Source organism: Mesorhizobium comanense (genome assembly GCF_005503535.1).
GTDB lineage: Bacteria > Pseudomonadota > Alphaproteobacteria > Rhizobiales > Rhizobiaceae > Mesorhizobium > Mesorhizobium comanense.
On the sequence record NZ_SCNN01000001.1, the window covers coordinates 584,453 to 605,772 of the forward strand.

Annotated in this window: 24 protein-coding genes; 19 read left to right on the top strand and 5 right to left on the bottom strand. The window is 63.8% G+C overall.

Annotated elements, in window-relative coordinates; genetic code table 11:
- Positions 1 to 19: 19 nt before the first annotated feature.
- From FFS37_RS02755 to FFS37_RS02765, 3 genes are read right to left on the bottom strand one after another with little or no spacing between them, the layout of a single operon-like run.
- Positions 20 to 346, bottom strand: coding sequence for a type II toxin-antitoxin system RelE/ParE family toxin (locus FFS37_RS02755; protein WP_137929391.1), 327 nt, complete (start codon positions 344 to 346; stop codon positions 20 to 22).
- 5 nt (positions 347 to 351) lie between these two features.
- Positions 352 to 582, bottom strand: coding sequence for a type II toxin-antitoxin system ParD family antitoxin (locus FFS37_RS02760; protein WP_137929392.1), 231 nt, complete (start codon positions 580 to 582; stop codon positions 352 to 354).
- 37 nt (positions 583 to 619) lie between these two features.
- Positions 620 to 1,873, bottom strand: a complete 1,254-nt coding sequence (locus tag FFS37_RS02765; RefSeq protein WP_137929393.1) for an NAD(P)/FAD-dependent oxidoreductase — start codon at positions 1,871 to 1,873, stop codon at positions 620 to 622.
- A gap of 544 nt (positions 1,874 to 2,417) precedes the next feature.
- Between FFS37_RS02765 and FFS37_RS02770 the strand changes: the two genes are divergently transcribed.
- From FFS37_RS02770 to FFS37_RS02835, 14 genes are all read left to right on the top strand, one after another.
- Entirely contained in the window at positions 2,418 to 3,707 is a 1,290-nt protein-coding gene (locus FFS37_RS02770) for an imelysin family protein (protein WP_137929394.1), read from the top strand.
- A gap of 60 nt (positions 3,708 to 3,767) precedes the next feature.
- A complete protein-coding gene (locus FFS37_RS02775) occupies positions 3,768 to 4,079 on the top strand; it encodes a (2Fe-2S)-binding protein (protein WP_137929395.1) in 312 nt (103 codons plus the stop codon).
- Positions 4,045 to 4,530, top strand: a complete 486-nt coding sequence (gene bfr, locus FFS37_RS02780) for a bacterioferritin (protein ID WP_137929396.1) — start codon at positions 4,045 to 4,047, stop codon at positions 4,528 to 4,530. Before FFS37_RS02775 ends, bfr begins: the two co-directional genes overlap by 35 nt.
- 12 nt (positions 4,531 to 4,542) lie before the next feature.
- Positions 4,543 to 6,144, top strand: a complete 1,602-nt coding sequence (locus tag FFS37_RS02785) for a di-heme oxidoreductase family protein (protein WP_137929397.1) — start codon at positions 4,543 to 4,545, stop codon at positions 6,142 to 6,144.
- Positions 6,144 to 7,223 carry an imelysin family protein gene (locus FFS37_RS02790; RefSeq protein ID WP_137929398.1) on the top strand — a complete coding sequence of 360 codons (1,080 nt, stop codon included), beginning with the start codon at positions 6,144 to 6,146 and terminating at the stop codon, positions 7,221 to 7,223. Before FFS37_RS02785 ends, FFS37_RS02790 begins: the two co-directional genes overlap by 1 nt.
- Positions 7,224 to 7,226: 3 nt before the next feature.
- Positions 7,227 to 8,330 carry a DUF1513 domain-containing protein gene (locus tag FFS37_RS02795; RefSeq protein WP_137929399.1) on the top strand — a complete coding sequence of 368 codons (1,104 nt, stop codon included), beginning with the start codon at positions 7,227 to 7,229 and terminating at the stop codon, positions 8,328 to 8,330.
- A gap of 98 nt (positions 8,331 to 8,428) precedes the next feature.
- The gene (tsaB, locus tag FFS37_RS02800; protein WP_137929400.1) at positions 8,429 to 9,106 is read left to right on the top strand and encodes a tRNA (adenosine(37)-N6)-threonylcarbamoyltransferase complex dimerization subunit type 1 TsaB; all 678 of its coding nucleotides are present in this window, start codon (positions 8,429 to 8,431) and stop codon (positions 9,104 to 9,106) included.
- The gene (locus tag FFS37_RS02805) at positions 9,107 to 9,601 is read left to right on the top strand and encodes a GNAT family N-acetyltransferase (RefSeq protein ID WP_137929401.1); all 495 of its coding nucleotides are present in this window, start codon (positions 9,107 to 9,109) and stop codon (positions 9,599 to 9,601) included.
- A 30-nt stretch (positions 9,602 to 9,631) separates the two neighbouring features.
- Positions 9,632 to 10,432: a lysophospholipid acyltransferase family protein gene (locus FFS37_RS02810; protein WP_137929402.1), complete on the top strand. Its 801-nt coding sequence runs from the start codon at positions 9,632 to 9,634 to the stop codon at positions 10,430 to 10,432.
- A gap of 120 nt (positions 10,433 to 10,552) precedes the next feature.
- Complete coding sequence (miaB, locus tag FFS37_RS02815; RefSeq protein WP_232375570.1) at positions 10,553 to 11,917, top strand: tRNA (N6-isopentenyl adenosine(37)-C2)-methylthiotransferase MiaB; 1,365 nt, start codon at positions 10,553 to 10,555, stop codon at positions 11,915 to 11,917.
- A gap of 136 nt (positions 11,918 to 12,053) precedes the next feature.
- Positions 12,054 to 13,046: a PhoH family protein gene (locus FFS37_RS02820; RefSeq protein ID WP_232375571.1), complete on the top strand. Its 993-nt coding sequence runs from the start codon at positions 12,054 to 12,056 to the stop codon at positions 13,044 to 13,046.
- A gap of 17 nt (positions 13,047 to 13,063) precedes the next feature.
- On the top strand, positions 13,064 to 13,567 hold the full coding sequence (gene ybeY, locus FFS37_RS02825; RefSeq protein WP_137929405.1) for an rRNA maturation RNase YbeY: 504 nt from the start codon (positions 13,064 to 13,066) through the stop codon (positions 13,565 to 13,567).
- A 27-nt stretch (positions 13,568 to 13,594) separates the two neighbouring features.
- Entirely contained in the window at positions 13,595 to 14,689 is a 1,095-nt protein-coding gene (locus tag FFS37_RS02830; RefSeq protein WP_137929406.1) for a hemolysin family protein, read from the top strand.
- A gap of 10 nt (positions 14,690 to 14,699) precedes the next feature.
- Positions 14,700 to 15,170, top strand: coding sequence for a VOC family protein (locus FFS37_RS02835; RefSeq protein WP_137929407.1), 471 nt, complete (start codon positions 14,700 to 14,702; stop codon positions 15,168 to 15,170).
- A gap of 28 nt (positions 15,171 to 15,198) precedes the next feature.
- Here FFS37_RS02835 and FFS37_RS02840 read toward each other — a convergent pair whose 3' ends face one another.
- Positions 15,199 to 15,783, bottom strand: coding sequence for a hypothetical protein (locus FFS37_RS02840; RefSeq protein WP_137929408.1), 585 nt, complete (start codon positions 15,781 to 15,783; stop codon positions 15,199 to 15,201).
- Between FFS37_RS02840 and lnt the strand changes: the two genes are divergently transcribed.
- From lnt to trmB, 4 genes are all read left to right on the top strand, one after another.
- The gene (gene lnt, locus FFS37_RS02845; protein WP_137929409.1) at positions 15,782 to 17,374 is read left to right on the top strand and encodes an apolipoprotein N-acyltransferase; all 1,593 of its coding nucleotides are present in this window, start codon (positions 15,782 to 15,784) and stop codon (positions 17,372 to 17,374) included. The two genes, FFS37_RS02840 and lnt, sit on opposite strands and share 2 nt — an antisense overlap.
- A 138-nt stretch (positions 17,375 to 17,512) precedes the next feature.
- Entirely contained in the window at positions 17,513 to 17,932 is a 420-nt protein-coding gene (locus FFS37_RS02850; RefSeq protein ID WP_137929410.1) for a helix-turn-helix domain-containing protein, read from the top strand.
- A gap of 169 nt (positions 17,933 to 18,101) precedes the next feature.
- Positions 18,102 to 19,367, top strand: coding sequence for a methionine adenosyltransferase (gene metK, locus FFS37_RS02855; RefSeq protein ID WP_137929411.1), 1,266 nt, complete (start codon positions 18,102 to 18,104; stop codon positions 19,365 to 19,367).
- Between the two features lie 27 nt (positions 19,368 to 19,394).
- The gene (gene trmB / locus FFS37_RS02860) at positions 19,395 to 20,096 is read left to right on the top strand and encodes a tRNA (guanine(46)-N(7))-methyltransferase TrmB (RefSeq protein WP_137929412.1); all 702 of its coding nucleotides are present in this window, start codon (positions 19,395 to 19,397) and stop codon (positions 20,094 to 20,096) included.
- A gap of 37 nt (positions 20,097 to 20,133) precedes the next feature.
- Here trmB and FFS37_RS02865 read toward each other — a convergent pair whose 3' ends face one another.
- Positions 20,134 to 20,298 (bottom strand): hypothetical protein, encoded by a 165-nt coding sequence (locus tag FFS37_RS02865; protein WP_137929413.1) that lies wholly within the window; start codon positions 20,296 to 20,298, stop codon positions 20,134 to 20,136.
- A gap of 341 nt (positions 20,299 to 20,639) precedes the next feature.
- Between FFS37_RS02865 and rimP the strand changes: the two genes are divergently transcribed.
- Positions 20,640 to 21,287: a ribosome maturation factor RimP gene (gene rimP / locus FFS37_RS02870; RefSeq protein WP_137929414.1), complete on the top strand. Its 648-nt coding sequence runs from the start codon at positions 20,640 to 20,642 to the stop codon at positions 21,285 to 21,287.
- Positions 21,288 to 21,320 lie beyond the last annotated feature (33 nt).

Sequence of the window (21,320 nt, forward strand, 5' to 3'; positions counted from 1 at the left end):
TGGCCTCAAACGGGTGCCGTCAGGAATTTGGATTCTGTAGCCAGGCGGGAATGTCCCGCTTGGCGTGCAGCACCCGCCACACATCGATATGGTCGAGCTGCTCCAGATAGAAGACCAGATATGGATAGCGCTCGAGTTGCACGCTGCGCAGACTCGGCAATCCAATTTCGTAGGCAAATCGAAGAGAGCCAAATCCCGGATGGCTTGCTATTAACTTGTAGGCGTTTTGAAGTTCCTCAACGTAGCCCAATGCCACATGCGAACCAACTTCGCGCACATAGTAGTCAACAGCGTCCTCAATATCCCGTAGAGCAAGACTTCGAGGAATAATCGCCTTTGTGGCCACTTGAATTATTGGCCCTGCGCTCGTTTTCGCAGTGCGGCGAAATAATCATCATCAACGGGAGTACCCGGCGCTGATGATGCGCCCTCAAGAAGCAATCCGCGCAGAAGTTGACGATCCTGATCGCGGCGGATCAGTTCACGCACATATTCACTGCTCGTGCCATAGCCGCGATCCGCCACTTGCTGATCGACAAAATGCTTCAAGCTTTCGGGCAGTGAGATATTCATGGTGCTCATTCAGGCATTTTATGGCTTATGGCAAAAATTGGCAAGCCTACGCTCTGGCTTTGGCTGGCTCCATGGTCTGAAAAGCCGCTAGCGCGGCTTTCAGCCCATCCGGTCCCGCCGCCACCGTCTGCGGTGTCGGTGAGAAGCCGGCGCCGAGCATCTTGCGGCCAAGCATGTGATCTCCAGGGCGGTTGACCGATTCGATGCCGAGCAGCCGGTCGCCGGCATAATGGTAGATCGAGAACTTGTTGTCCGGCAGGTCGCCGACCACGACATGGCTGTCGCCGCCTGATGTCAGCCCGACCATCTGCAGCTTCATGTCGCCGATGTCGGACCAGAACCACGGCACCGCCGAATAGGCGTCCGCGTGACCGGTAATCGTGCGGGCGGCGAGGCGTGCCTGGTCGGTGGCGTTCTGCACCGATTCCAGTCGCACGTCGGCGCCGGTGAACCAGTGCCGGTAGGAGGCGGCGTCGCCGATGGCGAGAATGTCGGGCACCGAACTGCGCATCTGGTGATCGACACGGATCCCGTTGGCGATATCGAGGCCGGCTGTTTGCGCCAGTTCGACATTCGGCACGGCGCCGATGCCGACGATGACCATGCGCGCCGGCAACCGCTCGCCCGATGAGGTGATTGCAGCGACGACATGGCCGCCTTCGCCTTCGAGCCTTGCGATCGAGGTGCCGGTCAGGATGCGCACGCCGGTCGCTTCGAGCCTTTGACGGACATGGCTCGCAACCACCGGCGCGACGGCGCGGCCGAGCAGCCTGTCGACCGCCTCGACGACCGTGACTGTGCGGCCGGCCGCACGCAGCGTCGCGGCTACCTCCAGCCCGATGAAGCCGCCACCAAGGATGACGACATCTTCGCTGTGCGCGCTGAGTTCACGGATCCGCCGTGCGTCGGCCAGCGAGCGCAGCGACAACACGCCGGAGAGAGCGGCGCCCGGCAGCGGCAGGGCGCGGGGGCGCGAGCCGGTCGCCAGGATCAGGTGGTCGAAGGCAAGCGTGCCGCCTCCCGATATCTCCAGGCGGCGGCCTGCGGTATCGATGCGGTCGATGCGGATGCCCGGCCGGTAGTCGATCGCGCTGCCGCTGTAAAAGGCTTCACCGCGCAGCGGTTGCGGCTTGGCCTCGGCATCCTTGATGAACGTCTTCGACAGCGGCGGCTTGTGGTAGGGGAGTTCGGCTTCGTCGCCAACGAGGATCACCGGCCCCTCGAAGCCGTCCTCGCGCAGGCTTGCCGCCGCCTGCACGCCCGCGTGACCCGCGCCGATAATGACCACACCGTTCTTCATTGCGTTTCCATCCCGATTCCATCCTGGAGCATGATGCCGAAAAGTGTGAAGCGGCTTTCCGACGACATCATGCTCCATCTCTTTGATTTAGAGGCGGATTCAGATTTCAGGTCGAACAGACCTGAAATCATCCGACTCTAGGGCGTTCCACCAAGTGGCGATTGTCTGTCGCCGCCGCAAGCGAGCTTTGCGGGTCGCACCCGGAATGGCGCCTGTCAATCGGCCAACGCGGAGGCAATCCGTTATGGCTGGATCGCTTAAAGTTGACCATCCTAGTTTAGAATAATTCTAAACTATTGTTTCAATTGGCTTTTCCGGTCGATTTTCATTGACTTCCAACCGCGCCGAAGCTTTATGGGAGCCTGCGCGTTGGCGCATCCCTTTGATGTCTGGGCCTTGAACCCGTTCGATTGGAGGCATTTTGGTGTCTTTCTTCCGCGAACCGCGCGATGGCGCGGCAAGTCTAGCGCCTTATGGCATCGACGCCTGGCGCCTGCCGCCGCGCGCGCCGTATTTAGAATTCCCGAGAAACTGGAGAGCGATAATGACAGCACGATATGGCGGCCGGCTCGCCGCGATCGGCGCCACGGCCCTGCTGACGGCGGCGGTGTTTGTGCTCCCCGCCAAGGCTGAAACCGATGCCAAGGCGGTCATCAAGACCTATGCCGATATCGGGCTGGCCAAATATGAGGATTCGCTGACCACGGCGCAGGCGCTGGACAAGGCGGTCGACGCGCTGCTGGCGAACCCGTCGGCCGAGATGCTGAATGCTGCCCGTGACGCCTGGAAGGCGGCGCGCGTACCCTACCAGCAGACCGAGGTCTACCGCTTTGGCAACAAGATCGTCGACGACTGGGAAGGCAAGGTGAATTCCTGGCCGCTGGACGAAGGCCTGATCGACTACGTCGCCAAGAGCTACGGCACTGAATCGGACACGAATTCGCTCTATACGGCCAATGTGATCGCCAACAAGGAGATCGAGATCAACGGCAAGAAGGTCGATGCCTCCAAGCTGTCGCCGGAATTCCTGTCCGGCACGCTGCAGGAGGCCGGCGGCATCGAGGCCAATGTCGCCACCGGCTATCATGCCATCGAATTCCTGCTCTGGGGCCAGGACCTGCACGGTACCGGCCCGGGCGCAGGCGAGCGTCCCTATACCGATTATGATCTCAAGAATTGCACCGGCGGCAATTGCGACCGCCGCGCCGAATATCTGAAGTCGGCCACCACCCTTCTGGTTTCGGACCTGCAGGAAATGGTCGGCAACTGGAAGGAAGACGGCGCCGCGCGCAAGAACCTCGTCGATGGCGAGCCGAACACCGCCATCTCCGTCATCTTCACCGGCATGGGCTCGCTGTCCTACGGCGAACTGGCGGGCGAGCGCATGAAGCTCGGCCTCCTGCTGCATGATCCGGAAGAGGAACAGGACTGCTTTTCCGACAACACCTACAACTCGCACCTCTATGACGCCGTTGGCATCCGTGCCGCCTATCTCGCCGATTACACGCGCCCCGACGGCACCGTGATTTCCGGACCTTCGGTGCACGACATGGTGAAGGCGGTGGACCCGGCGATCGACAAGGAACTGTCGGACAAGCTCGACGTCACCGTCGCCAAGATGGAAGCGATCAAGGCGCGGGCTGAGGCGGGCGAAGCCTATGACCAGCAGATCGCCGAGGGCAACACAGAGGGCAATGCCACCGTGCAGGCGGCGATCGACGCGCTGGTCGACCAGACCAAGTCGATCGAACGCGCTGTCGGTTCGCTGAAGCTCAACGCCATCGCCTTCGAGGGCTCCGACAGCCTTGATGCGCCCGACAAGGTCTTCAAATAACCATCGGGCCAACCACCAGCCAAACGGCGCCGGACCGGCGCCGTCAGCCAGAGCAATGAAATGCTGATCTGCCATTGCAACATAATCACCGAGAGGGAGATCGAGCAGACGATCATCGGACTGCTGGACCAGGATCCCTGGCAACTTATCGTGCCGGCAAAGGTCTATCACTCGATGCAAAAGCGCGGTCGCTGTTGCGGCTGCTTCCCAAATGTGGTGGAAACGATCATTCGGGTCACCGAAAACTACCACGCCCGCTCGGAGGCGAGCGGCGTGGATATCGTTTCACATCTGGATCGCGTCAGAGGCCTGCGCGTCCAATACGGGAGCAGAACCCATGAAAGGCGAAAAGCAGATCATCGAGCGGCTTAACGAGGCTCTTTTCCTGGAGCTCGGCGCCGTCAACCAGTACTGGGTGCATTACCGTCTCCTGGAGGATTGGGGATACGCCAAGCTGGCCAAGAAGGAGCGTGCGGAATCGATCGAGGAGATGCAGCATGCCGACAAGCTCGTCGCCCGCATCATCTTCCTCGAGGGCCATCCAAATCTTCAGTCCGTGGCGCCGCTGCGCATCGGCCAGAATGTCAAGGAAGTGCTCGAATCCGATCTCGCCGGCGAATATGACGCGCGTACCGCCTACAAGCGCTCGCGCGAAATCTGCAACGAAGCCGGCGACTACGTGACGATGAAGCTGTTCGAGGAATTGCTGGCCGATGAGGAAGGCCATATCGACTTCCTCGAGACGCAGCTCGACCTGCTCGCCTCGATCGGCGAGGAAAAATACGGCCTGCTCAACGCCGCGTCGGCGGACGAGGCGGAGTAAGGACATGCGGGAATGCGGCGCGCCATAGAACTCTTGCGCCGCCCGTGGCGGGCCGCCGGCCCGCCGCTCCTGCCCGGAAGACCGGCCAGACCGGCGGGCCGGCGTTGCGCCATTCTCGTGCTGGCGCTCACATCCTCCGCGCTGGCCGGCGAGCTTGAACCAGCGGGCCTTGCCACCACCCGTGCCGACCTCAATGCGAAGGATCAGGCGCGCGTCACCGCCGTCACCAGACCGGCCACGGATTTCTCCAGAGCCGAGCCCTTCGAGCGGATGCAGGGCGGCGCCGGCACGTCGCAAAAAGCCGTCAGCCGAGATTCCTTTTCGCAATCCTCGGCCAACCTCACCTTCGAACAGGAAGGCACCTTCAAGCTCGGCAACGCGCTGTTTCGCAAGAACTGGGTGTCGTCACCGTCGTCGACACAGGCTTCGGACGGGCTTGGTCCGCTGTTCAACGAACGTGCCTGCCAGAACTGCCATCTCAAGGACGGCCGCGGCCGCCCGCCGCAAGGCGATGCCGGCACCACCTCGATGTTCCTGCGGCTGGCGCGCGATGCCGCCACCGCCGAGGAAAAAGCCGCTGTGGCGAGCCGCCAGGTGCTCAATTTCCCCGATCCGGTCTACGGCGCGCAATTGCAGGAACTGGCCGTGCCTGGTCTCGAGGGCGAAGGCAGGATGCGTATCGACTATCAGGAGCGTAAGGTAGAGCTGACGGATGGCACTGTGGTCTTCCTGCGCAAGCCGGCCTATTCGGTTGCCGATCTCGGCTACGGACCGCTCGATGCGCGCACCACACTGTCGCCGCGCCTGACGCCGCCGATGATCGGCCTCGGCCTGATCGAGCAGGTCGCGCCGGCCGATATCCTGGCCCTTGCCGACCCGGACGACCGCGATGGCGACGGCATTTCGGGTAAACCCAACATCGTGCGCGACAGCTTGAGCGGGAAATTGACGCTCGGCCGTTTCGGCTGGAAGGCGCAGACCGCCTCGATCCGGCAGCAGGCCGCGGACGCCTTCGCCGGCGACATCGGCATCTCGACGCCGGAAGAGCCGAAGCATTGGGGCGACTGCACCGCCGCGCAGACAGACTGTCTTGCCATGCCCAACGGCGTACAGGAGCGCCTCGGCCCGGCAGAGGCGCCCGCGCCGGTGTTGGATCTCGTCACCTTCTATTCCCAGAACCTCGCCGTTCCGGCCCGCCGCGATTTCGACAAGCCTGATGTTCTGGCCGGCAAGAAGGTCTTTTACGAAATCGGCTGCGTTGCGTGCCACACGCCGAAATTCGTCACCCGCCGCGACGCACCCGACAAGGCGCAGGCCTTCCAACTGATCTGGCCCTATTCCGATTTCCTGCTGCACGACATGGGGCCTGGTCTGGCCGACGGCCAGTCCGTGGGTGACGCTACCGGCGTGGAGTGGCGCACCCCGCCGCTGTGGGGCATCGGGCTGACCGAAGCCGTGAACGGCAATTCCTTCTATCTGCACGACGGCCGCGCGCGCTCGCTGGTCGAGGCGATCCTGTGGCATGGCGGCGAGGCGCAAAAGGCGCGCGACCGCTTTGCCGCCGCCGACGCCGGCGAACGCGATGCGCTGGTCAAATTCCTGGAGTCCCTATGATGCCGAAGCGTTCCTCGCTGTTTCTCGCCCTTCCGCTGGTGCTGCTCGGCGTCTTGCCCGCCTCGGCATCGGTGAAGGCCTCCGATATCATCCAGCGTGCGGTCGAGGGCTTCGTCCGGCCGGCCTATGCGGGCCTGCACGAACATGCGCAGGCCCTGGCAAAAGCGCTGCACAAGCTCTGCGAGGCGCCTTCGCAAGCAGCGCTCGAGGCGGCGCGGGTTGAATTCTCCGCTGCTGTCTACGCCTGGTCGTCAGCCGAGATCATCGGCTTCGGGCCGATCAAGGAAAACAACAGGCTGGAACGGATGCTGTACTGGCCGGATCGCAAGGGCCTCGGCTTGAAGCAGGTGCAGGCCGTGTTGTCCGCCAAGGACCCTTCTGCCACCGATCCGGCGCAACTGGCGGGCAAGAGCATTGCCATGCAGGGGCTGGGCGCGCTGGAATTCGTCCTTTACGGCGATGGCGCCGAGGCGCTGGCTGCCAAGGACGATCCCTACCGCTGCGCCTATGGTGCGGCGGTTGCGGGCAACATCGAAACCATCGCCAGCGAGGTTGCCGATGCCTGGAACAAGCCGGACGGCTTTGCCGCGCTCTGGGCAAACCCCGGGCCGCAGAACCCCCTCTATCGCGACGGCAACGAGGCCGTGACCGAACTGGTCGGTGTCCTGATCAACGAGTTGGAGATGGTCCGTGATGTCCGCCTCAAAGGCTTTCTTGGCACAAAGCCGGACGGCGACAAGCCGAAGTTGACGATCTACTGGCGCTCGCAAAACACCACCAATGCGCTGGCCGGAAATCTTGCCGGCATCGACGCCTTGTTTCAGGTCTCGAAACTTGGTGATGCCCTGCCCGAAGAGGCGCGCTGGATGGCAGAGTCGATCCACATCCAGCTCACGAACGGGGTCTCGACCGCCAAATCCGTCCAGGGTCCGATCGACAAGGCGCTTGCCGATCCGGCGCTGCGCCAGAAACTGGAGCATTTCAGGCTGATCACCTCCAGCCTGTCCACCCTGATCGGCACCAGGCTGACCCAAGAATTCGGCCTGACCGCCGGGTTCTCCTCGCTGGATGGGGACTGATCCTTGAGAACACCGCTCATCGACCGCCGCGATTTTCTGAGGGCCGCCGGCCTCGGCTTTGCCGCCGCCATGGCGCCGTCCGCCTGGGCGGACACGCTCGCGGCGGACGCTGTCTTCGCCACTGCTTTCGTCAAGCGTGACGGCAGCTACGGGGCGGCCGTCCTGTCGGAGGCCGGCAAGGTGCTGCATGCGGTCGACCTGCCTGACCGGGGGCACGACGTAACCTTCGACCCGATTTCCAAACGGTCGGTCGTCTTTGCCCGCCAGCCCGGCACATTCGCGGTCGTTTTCGATCATACCGGGCGAGAGGCGCCGCAGACCATTGCCAGCATCACCGGCCGTCATTTCTTCGGGCATGGCGTCTTTTCTCCCGACGGCGCGCTCCTCTATGCCACCGAGAACGACTTCGACAACGCCGCCGGCGTGGTCGGCGTCTATGATGCGCGGGCGAAATTTCGCCGGATCGGCGAATTCCCCACTTACGGCATGGGGCCGCACGAGTTGTTGCTGATGGCCGACGGCAGGACCATTGCGGTCGCCAATGGCGGCATCGAGACCCATCCCGACTACGGCCGCGCCGAGCTCAACATCGCCACCATGCAGCCGTCCTATGTGCTGGTCGACCGCGTCACCGGCGACCTGATCGAAAAGCACGAACTGCCCCCGGCGCTCCATCAGCTGTCCATCCGCCACATGGACACCGACCAGACGGGCACGGTCTGGTTCGGCTGCCAGTACCGGGGTCCGGGCACGGATCGTCCGCTGCTCGTCGGGCGTGCAGTGCGCGGCAAGGAGTTGCAGCTCATCGAGATGCCGCCGGATGTGTTGTCCGGTTTCCGCAACTATATCGGTTCGGTCGCCGCGAACCCGGCCGCCGGCACGGTCGCCGTCTCGTCGCCGGAAGGCAATGTTTTCGTGATCGTCGACGCCGGGAGCGGCAAGGTCGTTTCGGCCAGCACGCTGATCGAGGTCTGCGGTCTGGCGCCCGACGCTGCCGGCTTCATGGCGACGACCGGGGCCGGGATTATCGTCGATGGCGCCGGCACGACACGGTCCGAGCCGGACTACGTCTGGGACAACCACATGCTGCGCATCGATCGGACCTGAGTGACCGAAGCGAAGCCGCTTAACAAATTATGCACTATCCTCTTGCGGTGGCGCGCCGTGGCGGGCACAGGGAAAGTGTTTTTCGAACCGGTCTTTTTATGAAACTGCTCGCCATCGACTGTGCCGCCAGCCTCTGCGCTGCCTGCGTCTACGACGCGGCGGGCGGGCAGGAGCTTGGCCGTTCGGTGCTCGATCTCGGCAAGGGCCATGCCGAACACCTGATGGCAGTCATCGCCGAGGCGCTGAAGGCAGGCGCTACGGGCTATGCCGGCCTCGGCGCCATTGCCGTCTCAGTCGGCCCGGGTTCCTTCACCGGCCTTCGTGTCGGCGTATCGACCGCGCGTGGCCTGGCGCTGGCGCTAAAAATTCCGGCGATCGGGGTAACGACGCTGGAGGCGCTGGCCGCCGAGGCGGCGACGCAGTTCCCCGGCCGTTCCGTCCTGGCGGCGCTCGATGCCGGCCGGGAGGAAATTCATGCCGCTCTTTATGATAAAATGTCAGTTTTGACTTACGGTCCAGCGGTGACCACGCTTGCCGAAGCCGTAGCCATGGCGACGGACCATTCGTCGGTGCTGGCCGGCACCGCTGCGACGCTGATCGCCGGGCCGGCCGGTCGCGCCTTCGACATCGGGCCCCGGGCGGCCACCGCCGACATTCTCACCTACGCCCGTTTGGCCGCGGCCAAGGGGGTGAGCGACAAGCCGAAACCGCTTTATTTGCGCGGCGCGGACGCCAAGCCGCAGGCCGGATTTATTCTTTCGAGGCAAGAAAATTAGATGCGCATACCTTTTCTGCAATCACGGCGCCGGGATTACGCGCTCGAACCGCTCAGGATCACCGACAGTCCGGCAGTCTCGGTGCTGCATCGCGAGGATTTCGTCCGCCCATGGACCGACGGCGAGTTCGCGGCCCTGCTCGAACAGGACACCGTGTTCGGCTATGCCGCGCGCGAAACCGGGCAGGGCTCCAAGCCGCCTGTCGGCTTTGTGCTGGCCCGGCTGGCCGCCGGCGAGGGGGAAATCCTCACCGTTGCCGTGGCGCGGTCGCACCGCCGCCAGGGATTGGGCTGGCAACTGATGGATGCGGTGCTGCGCGAACTCCATGCGCAGCGCGCCGAAGCCCTGTTCCTCGAGGTCGACGAGACCAATGCCGCAGCGATAGGCCTCTATCGCCGGCTGGGTTTCCGGGAGGTCGGCAAGCGCCCGGATTACTACAGGTCACCCGATCGCGGTCCGACGGGCGCGCTTGTCATGCGCCGCGATCTTCGCTAGCCAAGCGCCGGGGTTAGGGCCAAGGACAGCATGATCGCAAAAATCAGGATCTTCCTGGCGCTGGGCCTCGTCGCTGCCGGCACGCTGGTTCTGGTGCCGCTGCAGCTCCTGTCGATGAAAACCGGCTGGTGGCCGGAAACCGTTATCCTCAAGATCTGGCACAGGTTGATCCTGCGCGCGCTTGGCATGCGCGTCCATGTCAAAGGCGCGTTGTCCGACAAACGGCCGCTGCTGGTGGCGTCGAACCACATCTCCTGGACCGACATCATGGTGCTCGGCTCCTTTGCCGACGTGAAGTTCATCGCCAGGGCCGACATGGAAGGCTGGCCGCTGATCGGCATGCTGTCGAAGCTGCAGCGCACCGTCTTCATCGAACGCGAACGCAAGCGCACTTCGGGTGACCAGGCGAGCGAGATCGCCAACCGCATGTCCAGGGGCGACGCGATGGTGCTGTTCGCGGAGGGGTCGACCGGCGACGGCAATGCTGTCCTGCCCTTCAAGAGCACGCTGTTCGGGGCCGCCTCCATGGCGATCTCGGAAGGAGCCGCGCAGGAGGTGTTCATCCAGCCGGTGGCCATCGCCTATACGCGCCTGCATGGCGTGCCGCTTGGCCGCCGCCACCGGCCGATCGCGGCCTGGATCGGCGACGAGGACCTGATGCCCCATCTCAAGGTGCTGATGGCCGGGGGCGCGCTCGACGTCGAGGTGCATTTCGGCGAGCCGATCGCCTTTTCCAAGGGCTCCAACCGCAAGGAGACCGCCCGGTTGATGGAAAGCCGGGTGCGCGAAATGATGGAGGCGGCTCTCGCCGATCCCATGCCGAGCCGCTAGCCCGGCAGGCTCTGGCCGAGAATCGTCTGTTTTTTGTCACGGAAAGGCGTTAGAAGCCGCCGGATGGACTTGAACACGATCGAAAACGACGACATCGGCACGGTGGCCGGGCAGCCTGCCATGCACCCTGGGGCAGAGAAAAAGGTCTTCATCAAGACCTATGGCTGCCAGATGAACGTCTACGATTCACAGCGCATGAGCGATGCGCTGGCCGCCGACGGCTATACCGCGACCGACACGATCGGCGACGCCGATCTGGTCCTGCTCAACACCTGTCATATCAGGGAAAAGGCCGCCGAGAAGGTCTATTCCGAGCTCGGCCGCATCCGCGACATGAAGGCTGAACGCGCCGGTAGCGGCCGCGAGATGCTCATCGGCGTCACTGGCTGCGTGGCTCAGGCCGAGGGCGCCGAGATCATCAGGCGTTCACCCGCCGTCGACCTGGTGGTCGGGCCGCAGACCTACCACCGCTTGCCGGACGTGCTGGCGAAGGTCCGTGGCGGCGAGAAGATCGTCGAGACCGAATACGCCATCGAGGACAAGTTCGAACACCTGCCGCAGCCCAAGCGCGCCGAAGTGATCAAGCGCGGCGTCACCGCCTTCCTCACCGTGCAGGAGGGCTGCGACAAGTTCTGCACCTTCTGCGTCGTGCCCTACACCAGGGGCTCCGAAGTCTCGCGGCCGGTGGCGCAGATCGTCGCCGAAGCCGAACGCCTGGCGGATGCCGGCGTGCGCGAGGTGACGCTGCTTGGCCAGAACGTCAATGCCTGGCACGGCCAGGGCGAGACCAAAGGGGGCGGGACTGAGGAATGGGGCCTTGGCCGCTTGCTGTTCAGGCTGGCCGAAATCCCCGGGCTGGCGCGGCTGCGCTACACCACCAGCCATCCCCGCGACATGGACGACGAACTCATTGCCGCCCACCGCGACTTGCCGTCGCTGATGCCCTATCTGCATCTTCCGGTTCAGTCCGGTTCCGACCGCATTCTGAAGGCAATGAACCGCAGGCACACGGCCAGGGACTACCTTGGCCTGCTCGACCGCATCCGGGCCGCTCGGCCCGATATCGCGCTGTCGGGCGATTTCATCGTCGGCTTCCCCGGCGAGACCGAGGCCGATTTCGAGGCGACCATGGATCTGGTGCGCCAGGTGAATTACGCCTCGGCCTTTTCGTTCAAATATTCGCCGCGCCCCGGCACACCGGGCGCGGACATGCCCGATCACGTGCCGGAGGCGGTCAAGGACGAGCGCTTGCAACGTCTGCAGGCATTGCTCTTGAAACAACAGCAGGATTTCGGCTCGAGCCTGGTCGGCCGCATCATCGATACGCTGATCGAGAAGCCGGGCCGCCAGACTGGCCAGAAGGTTGGCCGGTCGCCGTGGCTGCAGCCGGTTATTGTTGATGAAAAGGCCGGCGAAATCGGTGACATTATCAAGGTGCGAATCACAGGGACGGGCTACAACAGCCTGTTCGCCGAATTGGTCTGATGCATGTCGCTCAAAAGTGCCCGCGGTTTTGGGGCAACGACATGCATAACCATAAGCCTCGGCAGATGAGGAGAGACGGTTGAGCGCAGCTGAGCTGAAGAATCTGCCCCCGGTACCGGCATCCGGGGCTTCTGACATGGCGCACATCGTTCTGACTTTCGACAACAACAAGCTTGCCAGCGCCCTTTACGGCCAGTTCGACGAGAACCTCGCCAGGCTGGAGCAGAAGCTTGGCGTCGACATCCGGTCGCGCGGCAACCAGCTGACCATCAAGGGGTCGGCATCTGCCGCCGAACAGGCGCGCCGCGCCTTGGACAATCTCTACGGCATCCTGCAGAAGGGCGTGGATATCGGCCAGTCCGACGTCGACGGCGCCATTCGCATGGCTGTCGCCGCTGATGACCAGCTGACGCTGCCGACGCTGGAGCGCAAGGGCAAGGTTTCTGCTGCCCAGATCGCGACCCGCAAGAAGACCATCTATGCCCGCTCGCTGACCCAGGATGCCTATATGCGGGCGCTGGAGCGCTCGGAGCTGGTGTTCGGCATCGGTCCGGCCGGTACCGGCAAGACCTATCTTGCCGTGGCTCATGCCGCGATGCTGCTCGAACGCGGCATGGTCGAGCGCATCGTGCTGTCGCGGCCAGCCGTCGAGGCCGGCGAGCGGCTCGGCTTCCTGCCGGGCGACATGAAGGAGAAGGTCGATCCCTATCTGCGGCCGCTCTATGACGCGCTCTACGACATGATGCCGGCCGACAAGGTCGAGCGCGCCATCGCGGCGGAAGTGATCGAGATCGCGCCGCTCGCCTTCATGCGCGGCCGCACGCTGGCGCATGCCGCCGTCATTCTCGACGAGGCGCAGAACACCACGCCGATGCAGATGAAGATGTTCCTCACCCGCCTGGGCGAGAATTCTCGCATGATCGTCACAGGCGATCCGACACAGATCGACCTGCCGCAGAACACCAAGTCCGGCCTGGTCGAGGCGCTGAGAATCCTGGACGGCGTCACTGGCATGGTGACGGTGCGCTTCAATGAGGGCGATGTCGTCAGGCATCCGCTGGTTGCTGAGATCGTCAAGGCCTATGACCGTGACGGCAAGCTCGCGCGCGGCCTGGGGACTGAAAGCTGATTTGACCATGCCATTCCATGACTGAGCAGGGCAGGCCGAGCGGGTCGGCGACGCTGCCCGTCGACGTCGATCTGATGGTCGAAGCGGGAAACTGGCCCGAAGAGGCGTCGCTTTTGCGCCTTGTCGAGGCCGCGGTTGGCGCCGCCTTCGCTGAAATCGGCGCGCAGGGACATTCCGAGCTCAGCGTCGTCTTTTCCGACGACGCCCATATCCGCACGCTGAACGCCGGCTGGCGCGGCAAGGACAAACCCACCAACGTCCTGTCTTTCCCGGCCTTTGCCTATGCCAAGGCTGGTCCGCTGCCACCCATGCTGGGCGACATCGTGCTTGCCGCCGAGACCGTGGCGCGCGAGGCGGCACTGGAAGACAAGCCGCTGGACAACCATATCTCCCATCTCGTCATCCATGGCCTGCTGCATCTCCTGGGCCATGATCACGAGACCGACGCCGAGGCCGAAGAGATGGAAGCCATCGAGCGCGCCGCGCTGGCAAGGCTTGCCATTCCCGATCCCTACGCGTAACTAAAAAGATCAATTGACCGGACGACGATGACCGACAAACCAGAAACTGCCGCCCGCCCCGACGCCGGCAGTACGCCCAAGGCTTCCGATACGTCGGAAGAGGGATCAAGTCCGAGTACCATTACTGCCGGTGCCAACAGCGCCGGCAGCGCCGCAGCCGAGCCCTCGCCTGCCGGACCTTCCTTGTTCAACCGCGTGCTTGGTCTCTTCCGGCAGCGCAATGGAACCAGCCTGCGTGAGGAAATCGCCGGCGCGCTTGCCGAGACGACGACCGACGCCGAATCCTTCTCGCCTGGCGAACGCGCCATGCTCAACAACATCCTGCGGCTGCGCGAAGTGCGCGTCGAGGACGTCATGGTGCCGCGCGCCGACATCGAGGCCGTGGAGATCGCCACGACACTGGGCGACCTGCTCGGCCTGTTCGAACAATCCGGCCATTCGCGCATGCCGGTCTATTCCGAGACGCTCGACGATCCGCGCGGCATGGTCCATATCCGCGACGTGCTGGCCCACATCACCAAGCTTGCACGTGTCAAGAAGGGCCGCGCGACCAGGAAGACGCCGGCCGCCACCCAGCTCGATCTCGCGCAGGTCGACCTGGCGCGCACCATCGGCGATCTCAATCTGATCCGTCAGGTCCTGTTCGTGCCGCCATCGATGCTTGCTTCCGACCTGATGGGCCGCATGCAGACCACGCGCACGCAGATGGCGCTGGTTATCGACGAATATGGCGGCACGGATGGCCTCGTCTCGCTGGAAGACATCGTCGAGATGGTCGTCGGCGACATCGAGGACGAGCACGATGATGACGAGCCGATGATCACCCAGGCGGGTGATGGCGTGTTCATCGTCGACGGCAAGGCCGAGATCGACGAGGTGGCCAGGATGATCGGCGAGGATTTCGCCGCCGGCGAACATGGCGAATATGTCGACACCATCGGCGGCATGATCTTCAACACGCTCGGCCGCGTGCCGGCGCGCGGCGAGGTCGTGCAGGCAATCCCCGGCTTCGAATTCCATGTGCTCGATGCCGATCCGCGCCGCGTCAAGCGCGTGCGCATCGTGCAGAGCCAGAAGGGTGAACGCCGCCGGCGCGCCACGGCCCGCACCGAACAGGCCTGAAGACCCCGCCATGACGATCGAGGATCCGTTCAAGCATTCGGTCCTCGGCTCGGGCATCTTCTACAGGAACCCGCGCGCCGCGCTGGACTGGCTGGAGGCAGCCTTCGGTTTCGAGCGCAGCATGGTGGTCAGTGACGCCGACGGGAAGCTGGTCCATTCCGAGATGCGGTTCGGCGATAGCTACATCATTGTCGATTCCGAATGGACCGATCATATCGCGAGCCCCGCATCGATAGGGGGCAAGAACACGCAGTCGGTCTATGTCAGGCTCAAGGATGCTCTCGATGAACATTGCACGCGGGCGAGGGCGGCGGGCGCCGAGATAATCCAGGAGCCGGCGGACCAGTTCTACGGTGAACGCCAATACCGGGCGCGCGATCCCGAGGGCCATGTGTGGACCTTCACACAGCCCATCCGGTCCGTCGCCCGTGAAGAGGCGGAGCGGCTGGGCGGCCTCAAGATCGAGGGTTGGCACCGGTAGGAGGCGTCTCCGCCATTGCCTTTGCCAGCTAGTCTGTCGCGGCTTGCGTTGCGAACAATCTGCCGAATAGAACACCGGCGATCGCCGATACGGCTACGCTCGGTATCGCTGCCATCGCCAGAACGCCCCTCAGGTCGAAGTAACTGTGGCGTGCGTCGGGTGGCGGCGCCGACAAGAACGCCACCGCACTCCACAACGCAACGTTAAGGGCGGCGCAACCGGCAAAGCCGGCTGCCCATGCCCATCCGGCGCGCGGCTTGAGGGAGAAAACCCACGCGAAAACACCCAGAACGAGCAATCCCGGACCGTGACTTACACCGAAGAACAACAAGAAATCCGAGATACCGCCTTTCCAGGGCTGAACCAGCACGGCCAGAAGGATTGCGCTGGGGACGCAAACCATGGTCATGCCGAGCAAACCGCGCAGAATCGTATGTGGCTTCAATCGCGTCATGCTCCTGCGATGATCGACCATCATGGCATTGCCGTCGGCAACCGCAAGGGCGGTGGTCGAACTCAAGCTTTTGCCGGTGCTTTGATTGGCGGCGTTTGGAGCGCGCGGCGCGGCCTGATAAATCTTGGTTCCTGATTCGCGCGACTCGGAAATACGCATGGAGCGCCTTGCCGGCCGGATAATTCTGCTTTGGGGTTGGCGGCGCGCGCTCGTGGCGTTCCTCGCCGGTGCGCTGGCGGTGCTTGGTCAGGCGCCCTACGATTTCTTCGCCGCCTGTTTCATCTCCTTTCCGCTTCTGGTCTGGCTGCTCGACGGGGCGACCGGAGAGGCCTCGGGCAGCCTGTTCAGGCGCCTGCGGCCGGCTTTCGCCGTCGGCTGGTGGTTCGGCTTCGGTTATTTCCTCGCCGGCCTCTGGTGGATCGGGTCGGCGCTGCTGGTCGAGGCCGACAGCTTCGCCTGGGCGCTCCCCTTCGCCGTCGTCGGCATCCCCTTCGCGCTCGCCTTTTTCTACGGCTTCGCCACGATGGTCGCCAGGCTGCTCTGGAGCAGCGATATCGGCCGCATCGCCGCCCTTGCCTTCGGCTTCGGGCTGACGGAGTGGCTGCGCGGCTTCCTGTTCACCGGTTTTCCCTGGAATGCCATCGGCTATGCGGCGATGCCCGTGCCGCTGCTGATGCAGAGCGTCTCGGTGACCGGCATGATCGGCATGAATGTGCTTGCCGTGTTTCTCTTCGCGCTGCCGGCCCTGCTGGCGGCGCGCCGGCATCTTCGCCTGGGCGCGGCGTTGTTTGTGCTGCTCGCGGCGGCTCATGTCGGCTTCGGCTATGTCAGGCTCGCGGCTCCCGAAAAGCCGGCGGCGCACAGCCTCGACGTGCGCATCGTCCAGCCGGCGGTCGACCTGTCGGAAAAATGGGATGCTTCGGTGCGCGACCGCATCTTCGCGACCTTGCTGGGCCTGTCAGGCAAGGCGCCGGACCCCGGCCACGAAAAGCCGCAACTGATCCTGTGGCCGGAAACCTCGGTCCCCTTCCTTTTCACCGAGCGGCCCGATGCGCTGACGGCGCTGGGCGACATGCTGACGGACGGCCAGATGCTGATCGCCGGCGCCGTGCGCGAGGAGGGCGGCTCGGCCTCGAGCGCCGACAGCCGTTATTACAATTCCGTGGTGGCCATCAATGACAAGGGCGAAATCGCCGACGCCGTCGACAAGGTCCATCTGGTGCCGTTCGGCGAATACCTGCCCTTCGCCGACCTGTTCAACCGTTTCGGCATCGCGCAGCTTGTCGCCGGACCGGTGACGTTCGCCGCCGGCAACGAGCGCCATGCGATCACGCTTCCGGGCGGCATTCGTGCCCTGCCATTTATCTGTTATGAGGTGATCTTTCCCGACCTGGTGGCGGTTGACGCTACGTCAGCGCAGCTTATTGTGAACGTTACCAATGACGCGTGGTTCGGCGATACGCCCGGACCGTACCAGCATTTCAGGCAGGCTCAGATTCGCGCTGTGGAGAACGGATTGCCCTTGCTGCGGGCGGCCAACAACGGCATCTCGGCCGTTGTCGACCCACACGGGCGCATTGTCGATGCGCTGGCGATCGACGCGCGCGCGGCCATCGATGTGAAGGTGCCCCTTTCCGGACAGGCGGTCGTTTCGCCTGACCAGCGACGCATTAACGGAATGCTGATCATGTTGCTGTTTGCACTGGTCGGGGCGCTTTTGAATGTAAGGCAACGGCTACGGGTGAATTGACAGTCGGCACATTAGAAACTCATACTGTACCGCCTGAAAATTTCTCGAAGCCGGTGGATCGTTCTGTTGGGGCAGTCGCCCCCGGCTGTTTTTGGGCGGGAAAAAATCACAAAGCCGAAAAAATTCGGCGAGGAAAAAATGACAGAAGAAAACAAAAAGAAGCCCAATCCCATCGACATCCACGTTGGAAGCCGGGTCCGGCTTCGCCGCAATATGCTCGGAATGAGCCAGGAAAAGCTGGGTGAGAATCTCGGCATCACGTTCCAGCAGATCCAGAAATATGAAAAAGGCACCAACCGCGTCGGCGCCAGCCGCCTGCAGGCGATTGCCTCCATCCTGGGCGTCCCCGTAGCGTTCTTTTTCGAGGATGCGCCCGGCCAGGAGGCCGCCGCCAGCCGTGGCTTTGCCGAGGATGCCTCCATGGCCTTCGCGGTCGAATTCTGCGGCAGTCCCGAAGGGCTCCAGCTCAACCGCGCCTTCGTCAAGATCGCCGACGTCAAGGTGCGTCGCAGGATCATCGACCTGGTGAAGTCGCTGGCCGCGGACGATCTCGACTGATCCGTCAAACGCTCCCGACTGGCGGCATCCTGCCGCCGGTGGCACAAGATACCGACATCGACAGTCGTGCCAGAATGGCGGCAACGCTTGACGAGCGGCGCTCCGCCCCGCTAACACGTGGCGCGCCAAAATCGGCAGCCTGCCGATCGTTTTTCAAGAGGGGACACCCGTGACGCGGCAGAACTACTTCTTTACCTCGGAATCCGTGGCCGAGGGCCATCCCGACAAAGTCTGTGACCGGATCTCCGACGAGATTGTCGATCTGGTCTACCGTGAAGCCAAGAAGACTGGCATGGATCCGTGGAAGGTCCGTGTCGCCTGCGAGACCTTGGCGACCACCAACCGCGTCGTCATCGCCGGCGAGGTGCGCGTCCCCGAGACCCTGTTGAAGAAGGACAAGGCCGGCAACATCCTCAAGGATGCCGCGGGCCACCCGGTCGTCAATCCGGCGAAATTCAAGTCCGTCGCCCGCAAGGCGATCCGTGAAATCGGCTACGAGCAGGCCGGCTTCCACTGGAAGACGGCCAAGATAGAGGTTCTCCTGCACGGCCAGTCGCCCGACATCGGCCAGGGCGTCGACAACGCCGCCGACCGTCAGGGCGAGGAAGGTGCCGGCGACCAGGGCATCATGTTCGGCTATGCCTGCCGCGAGACGCCGGACCTGATGCCGGCGCCGATCTACTACAGCCACAAGATCCTTGAACTTCTGGCAGCCGCCCGTCACGAAAACAACGGCGAGGCCGGCAGGCTCGGGCCTGACGCCAAGAGCCAGGTCACTGTCCGCTACATCGACGGCAAGGCCGCCGAAGCGACGCAGATCGTCCTGTCGACGCAGCATCTCGACGCGACGTGGGACTCCAAGAAGGTCCGCAAGGTCGTGGAGCCCTATATCCGCGAGGCCCTGGGCGACCTCAAGATCGCGGATGATTGCATGTGGTACATCAACCCGACCGGCAAGTTCGTCATCGGCGGACCGGACGGCGACGCGGGTCTCACCGGCCGCAAGATCATCGTTGACACCTATGGCGGCGCGGCACCGCATGGCGGCGGCGCCTTCTCCGGCAAGGACACGACCAAGGTCGACCGGTCGGCCGCCTATGCCGCGCGCTACCTGGCCAAGAATGTCGTGGCCGCGAAACTCGCCGACCGCTGCACGATCCAGCTTTCCTACGCCATCGGCGTCGCCCAACCGCTGTCGATCTATGTCGACCTGCACGGCACCGGCAAGGTCGACGAAGCCAAGCTCGAGGACGCGCTGCGCACCGTGATGGACCTGTCGCCATCCGGCATCCGCCGCCACCTCGACCTCAACAAGCCGATCTACGCCAAGACATCGTCCTATGGCCATTTCGGCCGCAAGGCCGGCCGCGACGGGTCTTTCTCCTGGGAGAAGACCGATCTCGCCAAGGCGCTCAAGGATGCCGTCGCGGCCTGACGGCGGCGACGTGGCCTGCGCCGGGAGATGAACGCCGAAGAGAGGCCGAGCCGGACGACCGAAGCCTTCTTCGGCCGTCGGCGCGGCAAGCCCGTCCGTCCGCAGCAGGCAGCGGCGTTGGAAAGCGGGCTCGGCGCCTTCGGCCTCGACCTGACAGCCGCGGCCCCGGCCGACCTGCGGTCCCTGTTTAAGGCTGGCGTGTCGGCTGTTCGCCTGGAGATCGGCTTCGGCGGCGGTGAACATCTTCTGCACCGCGCAGCCGAAACGCCGGCGACCGGCTTTATCGGCGTCGAACCCTTCGTCAACGGCATGGCCAAGATGATGGCCGCGGTGGCGCGGACGCCGCTGGCCAATCTGCGTGTCTTCGATGACGATGCGACACGGCTGCTCGACTGGCTGCCGCCGGCCTCGCTCGACGGCATCGACCTGCTCTATCCCGATCCCTGGCCGAAGAAGAAGCACTGGAAGCGGCGTTTCGTCAGCCCGGTCAATCTCGAACGCTTCGCGCGCGTGCTGAAGCCCGGTTCGAAATTCCGGTTCGCGTCCGATATCGACACTTATGTGAACTGGACCTTGCTTCACTGCCGGGCCCATGGCGCCTTCGTTTGGCAGGCCTCGCAGGCCGCCGACTGGCATCACCCTTACGAGGGATGGCCGGGCACGCGATACGAAGCCAAGGCAGTTCGCGAAGGCCGCCGGCCAGCCTATCTGACGTTCGTCAGGTCATAGGCCTGGCCGCATCGCTTCGGGAGCCTGACCTGAAACGTCAGAAACGGCCGATTCGGTTGAAGACGACCGGATCCATGCCGAGTTTGCGCAGGTCGTCGGCGCGCGGCTTGCGCCCGGCTTCCACGGCTCGCGATGCGGCAACGGCGCTGCCGAATGTGGTGAAAATGTCGCCTATGGCGGAAAAAACCCTGCGGCCAGTCATGATGTATCCTTTCGCGCGCCACCGCGCGCCGGTCGTGTTCGCTTGATGGTCCGGACGTAGGAATGCGCGGCCGCCTGTCACAGGGGTGCCGGCGCATGGCCGCCATGCGCCGGGCACAACCCTGACGCCGCCCGTCGCGTTTGGACTGCGGGCTTGAAACGCGTGACCGGATCGTTTATATCAGCCTCAAATTCTTGGTCGGTATGACGAAGAGTGGGTCCACCCGGTCCCGCTCTTTTTTATTACCTGCCGGGTGCATCGGACCGAAAAGTGCGAAGCGGTTTTCGGATGATTCCGATGCACAAACCAAAGAACATTGCGAAGCGCACGACAGGTATTTGATGACTGCAACGGCAAGCGAAGGTGACGACCGCATCATCCGCGAAAGCGGCATCGATGCGCGCATCGCGCTGATCATCCAGCCGGTGCTGCGCGGCATCGGCTTCCGCCTTGTGCGCGTGCGGCTGTCCGGCCAGAACGGGCTGACGCTGCAGATCATGGCCGAGCGCGAGGACGGCACCATGACCGTCGAGGATTGCGAAGAGGTCAGCCGCGCGGTGTCGCCGGCGCTCGACGTCGACGATCCGATCGAAAAGGCCTATCACCTCGAAGTCTCTTCCCCCGGCATCGACCGGCCGCTGGTCCGCAAGTCGGATTTCACCACGTGGACGGGGCATCTGGTCAAGATGGAGACGTCCGTCGTCGTTGCCGACCGCAAGCGCTTCAAGGGCAAGATCGCCGAAGCCGGCGAGGCCGACGTGCTGATCGAGCGCGACAAGGCGGCCTATGGCGAGGAGCCTACGGTTCGCGTGCCTTACGACACGATCTCCGAGGCGCGCCTGATCCTGACCGACGACCTCATCCGCGACGCGCTGTCGAAGGACAACCGGGCACGCAAGGAAGCCAAGAAACGCCGCGGCGAACCGGACGATGACGTGCCCGAGGGTGCGGAAGCGGACGCTACGGAAGAGCACGAACAGGAAATTTGATTGAGCTGCCGGCTGCAAAGATCCGGCAAACAG

Coding starts and splice junctions, on each gene's coding strand:
- FFS37_RS02760 (WP_137929392.1), bottom strand. CDS start 582: ATGAGCACCATGAATATCTCACTGCCCGAAAGCTTGAAGCATTTTGTC.
- FFS37_RS02765 (WP_137929393.1), bottom strand. CDS start 1,873: ATGAAGAACGGTGTGGTCATTATCGGCGCGGGTCACGCGGGCGTGCAG.
- FFS37_RS02770 (WP_137929394.1), top strand. CDS start 2,418: ATGACAGCACGATATGGCGGCCGGCTCGCCGCGATCGGCGCCACGGCC.
- FFS37_RS02775 (WP_137929395.1), top strand. CDS start 3,768: ATGCTGATCTGCCATTGCAACATAATCACCGAGAGGGAGATCGAGCAG.
- bfr (WP_137929396.1), top strand. CDS start 4,045: ATGAAAGGCGAAAAGCAGATCATCGAGCGGCTTAACGAGGCTCTTTTC.
- FFS37_RS02785 (WP_137929397.1), top strand. CDS start 4,543: ATGCGGCGCGCCATAGAACTCTTGCGCCGCCCGTGGCGGGCCGCCGGC.
- FFS37_RS02790 (WP_137929398.1), top strand. CDS start 6,144: ATGCCGAAGCGTTCCTCGCTGTTTCTCGCCCTTCCGCTGGTGCTGCTC.
- tsaB (WP_137929400.1), top strand. CDS start 8,429: ATGAAACTGCTCGCCATCGACTGTGCCGCCAGCCTCTGCGCTGCCTGC.
- FFS37_RS02805 (WP_137929401.1), top strand. CDS start 9,107: ATGCGCATACCTTTTCTGCAATCACGGCGCCGGGATTACGCGCTCGAA.
- FFS37_RS02810 (WP_137929402.1), top strand. CDS start 9,632: ATGATCGCAAAAATCAGGATCTTCCTGGCGCTGGGCCTCGTCGCTGCC.
- miaB (WP_232375570.1), top strand. CDS start 10,553: ATGCACCCTGGGGCAGAGAAAAAGGTCTTCATCAAGACCTATGGCTGC.
- FFS37_RS02820 (WP_232375571.1), top strand. CDS start 12,054: ATGGCGCACATCGTTCTGACTTTCGACAACAACAAGCTTGCCAGCGCC.
- ybeY (WP_137929405.1), top strand. CDS start 13,064: ATGACTGAGCAGGGCAGGCCGAGCGGGTCGGCGACGCTGCCCGTCGAC.
- FFS37_RS02830 (WP_137929406.1), top strand. CDS start 13,595: ATGACCGACAAACCAGAAACTGCCGCCCGCCCCGACGCCGGCAGTACG.
- FFS37_RS02835 (WP_137929407.1), top strand. CDS start 14,700: ATGACGATCGAGGATCCGTTCAAGCATTCGGTCCTCGGCTCGGGCATC.
- lnt (WP_137929409.1), top strand. CDS start 15,782: ATGGAGCGCCTTGCCGGCCGGATAATTCTGCTTTGGGGTTGGCGGCGC.
- FFS37_RS02840 (WP_137929408.1), bottom strand. CDS start 15,783: ATGCGTATTTCCGAGTCGCGCGAATCAGGAACCAAGATTTATCAGGCC.
- FFS37_RS02850 (WP_137929410.1), top strand. CDS start 17,513: ATGACAGAAGAAAACAAAAAGAAGCCCAATCCCATCGACATCCACGTT.
- trmB (WP_137929412.1), top strand. CDS start 19,395: ATGAACGCCGAAGAGAGGCCGAGCCGGACGACCGAAGCCTTCTTCGGC.
- FFS37_RS02865 (WP_137929413.1), bottom strand. CDS start 20,298: ATGACTGGCCGCAGGGTTTTTTCCGCCATAGGCGACATTTTCACCACA.
- rimP (WP_137929414.1), top strand. CDS start 20,640: ATGACTGCAACGGCAAGCGAAGGTGACGACCGCATCATCCGCGAAAGC.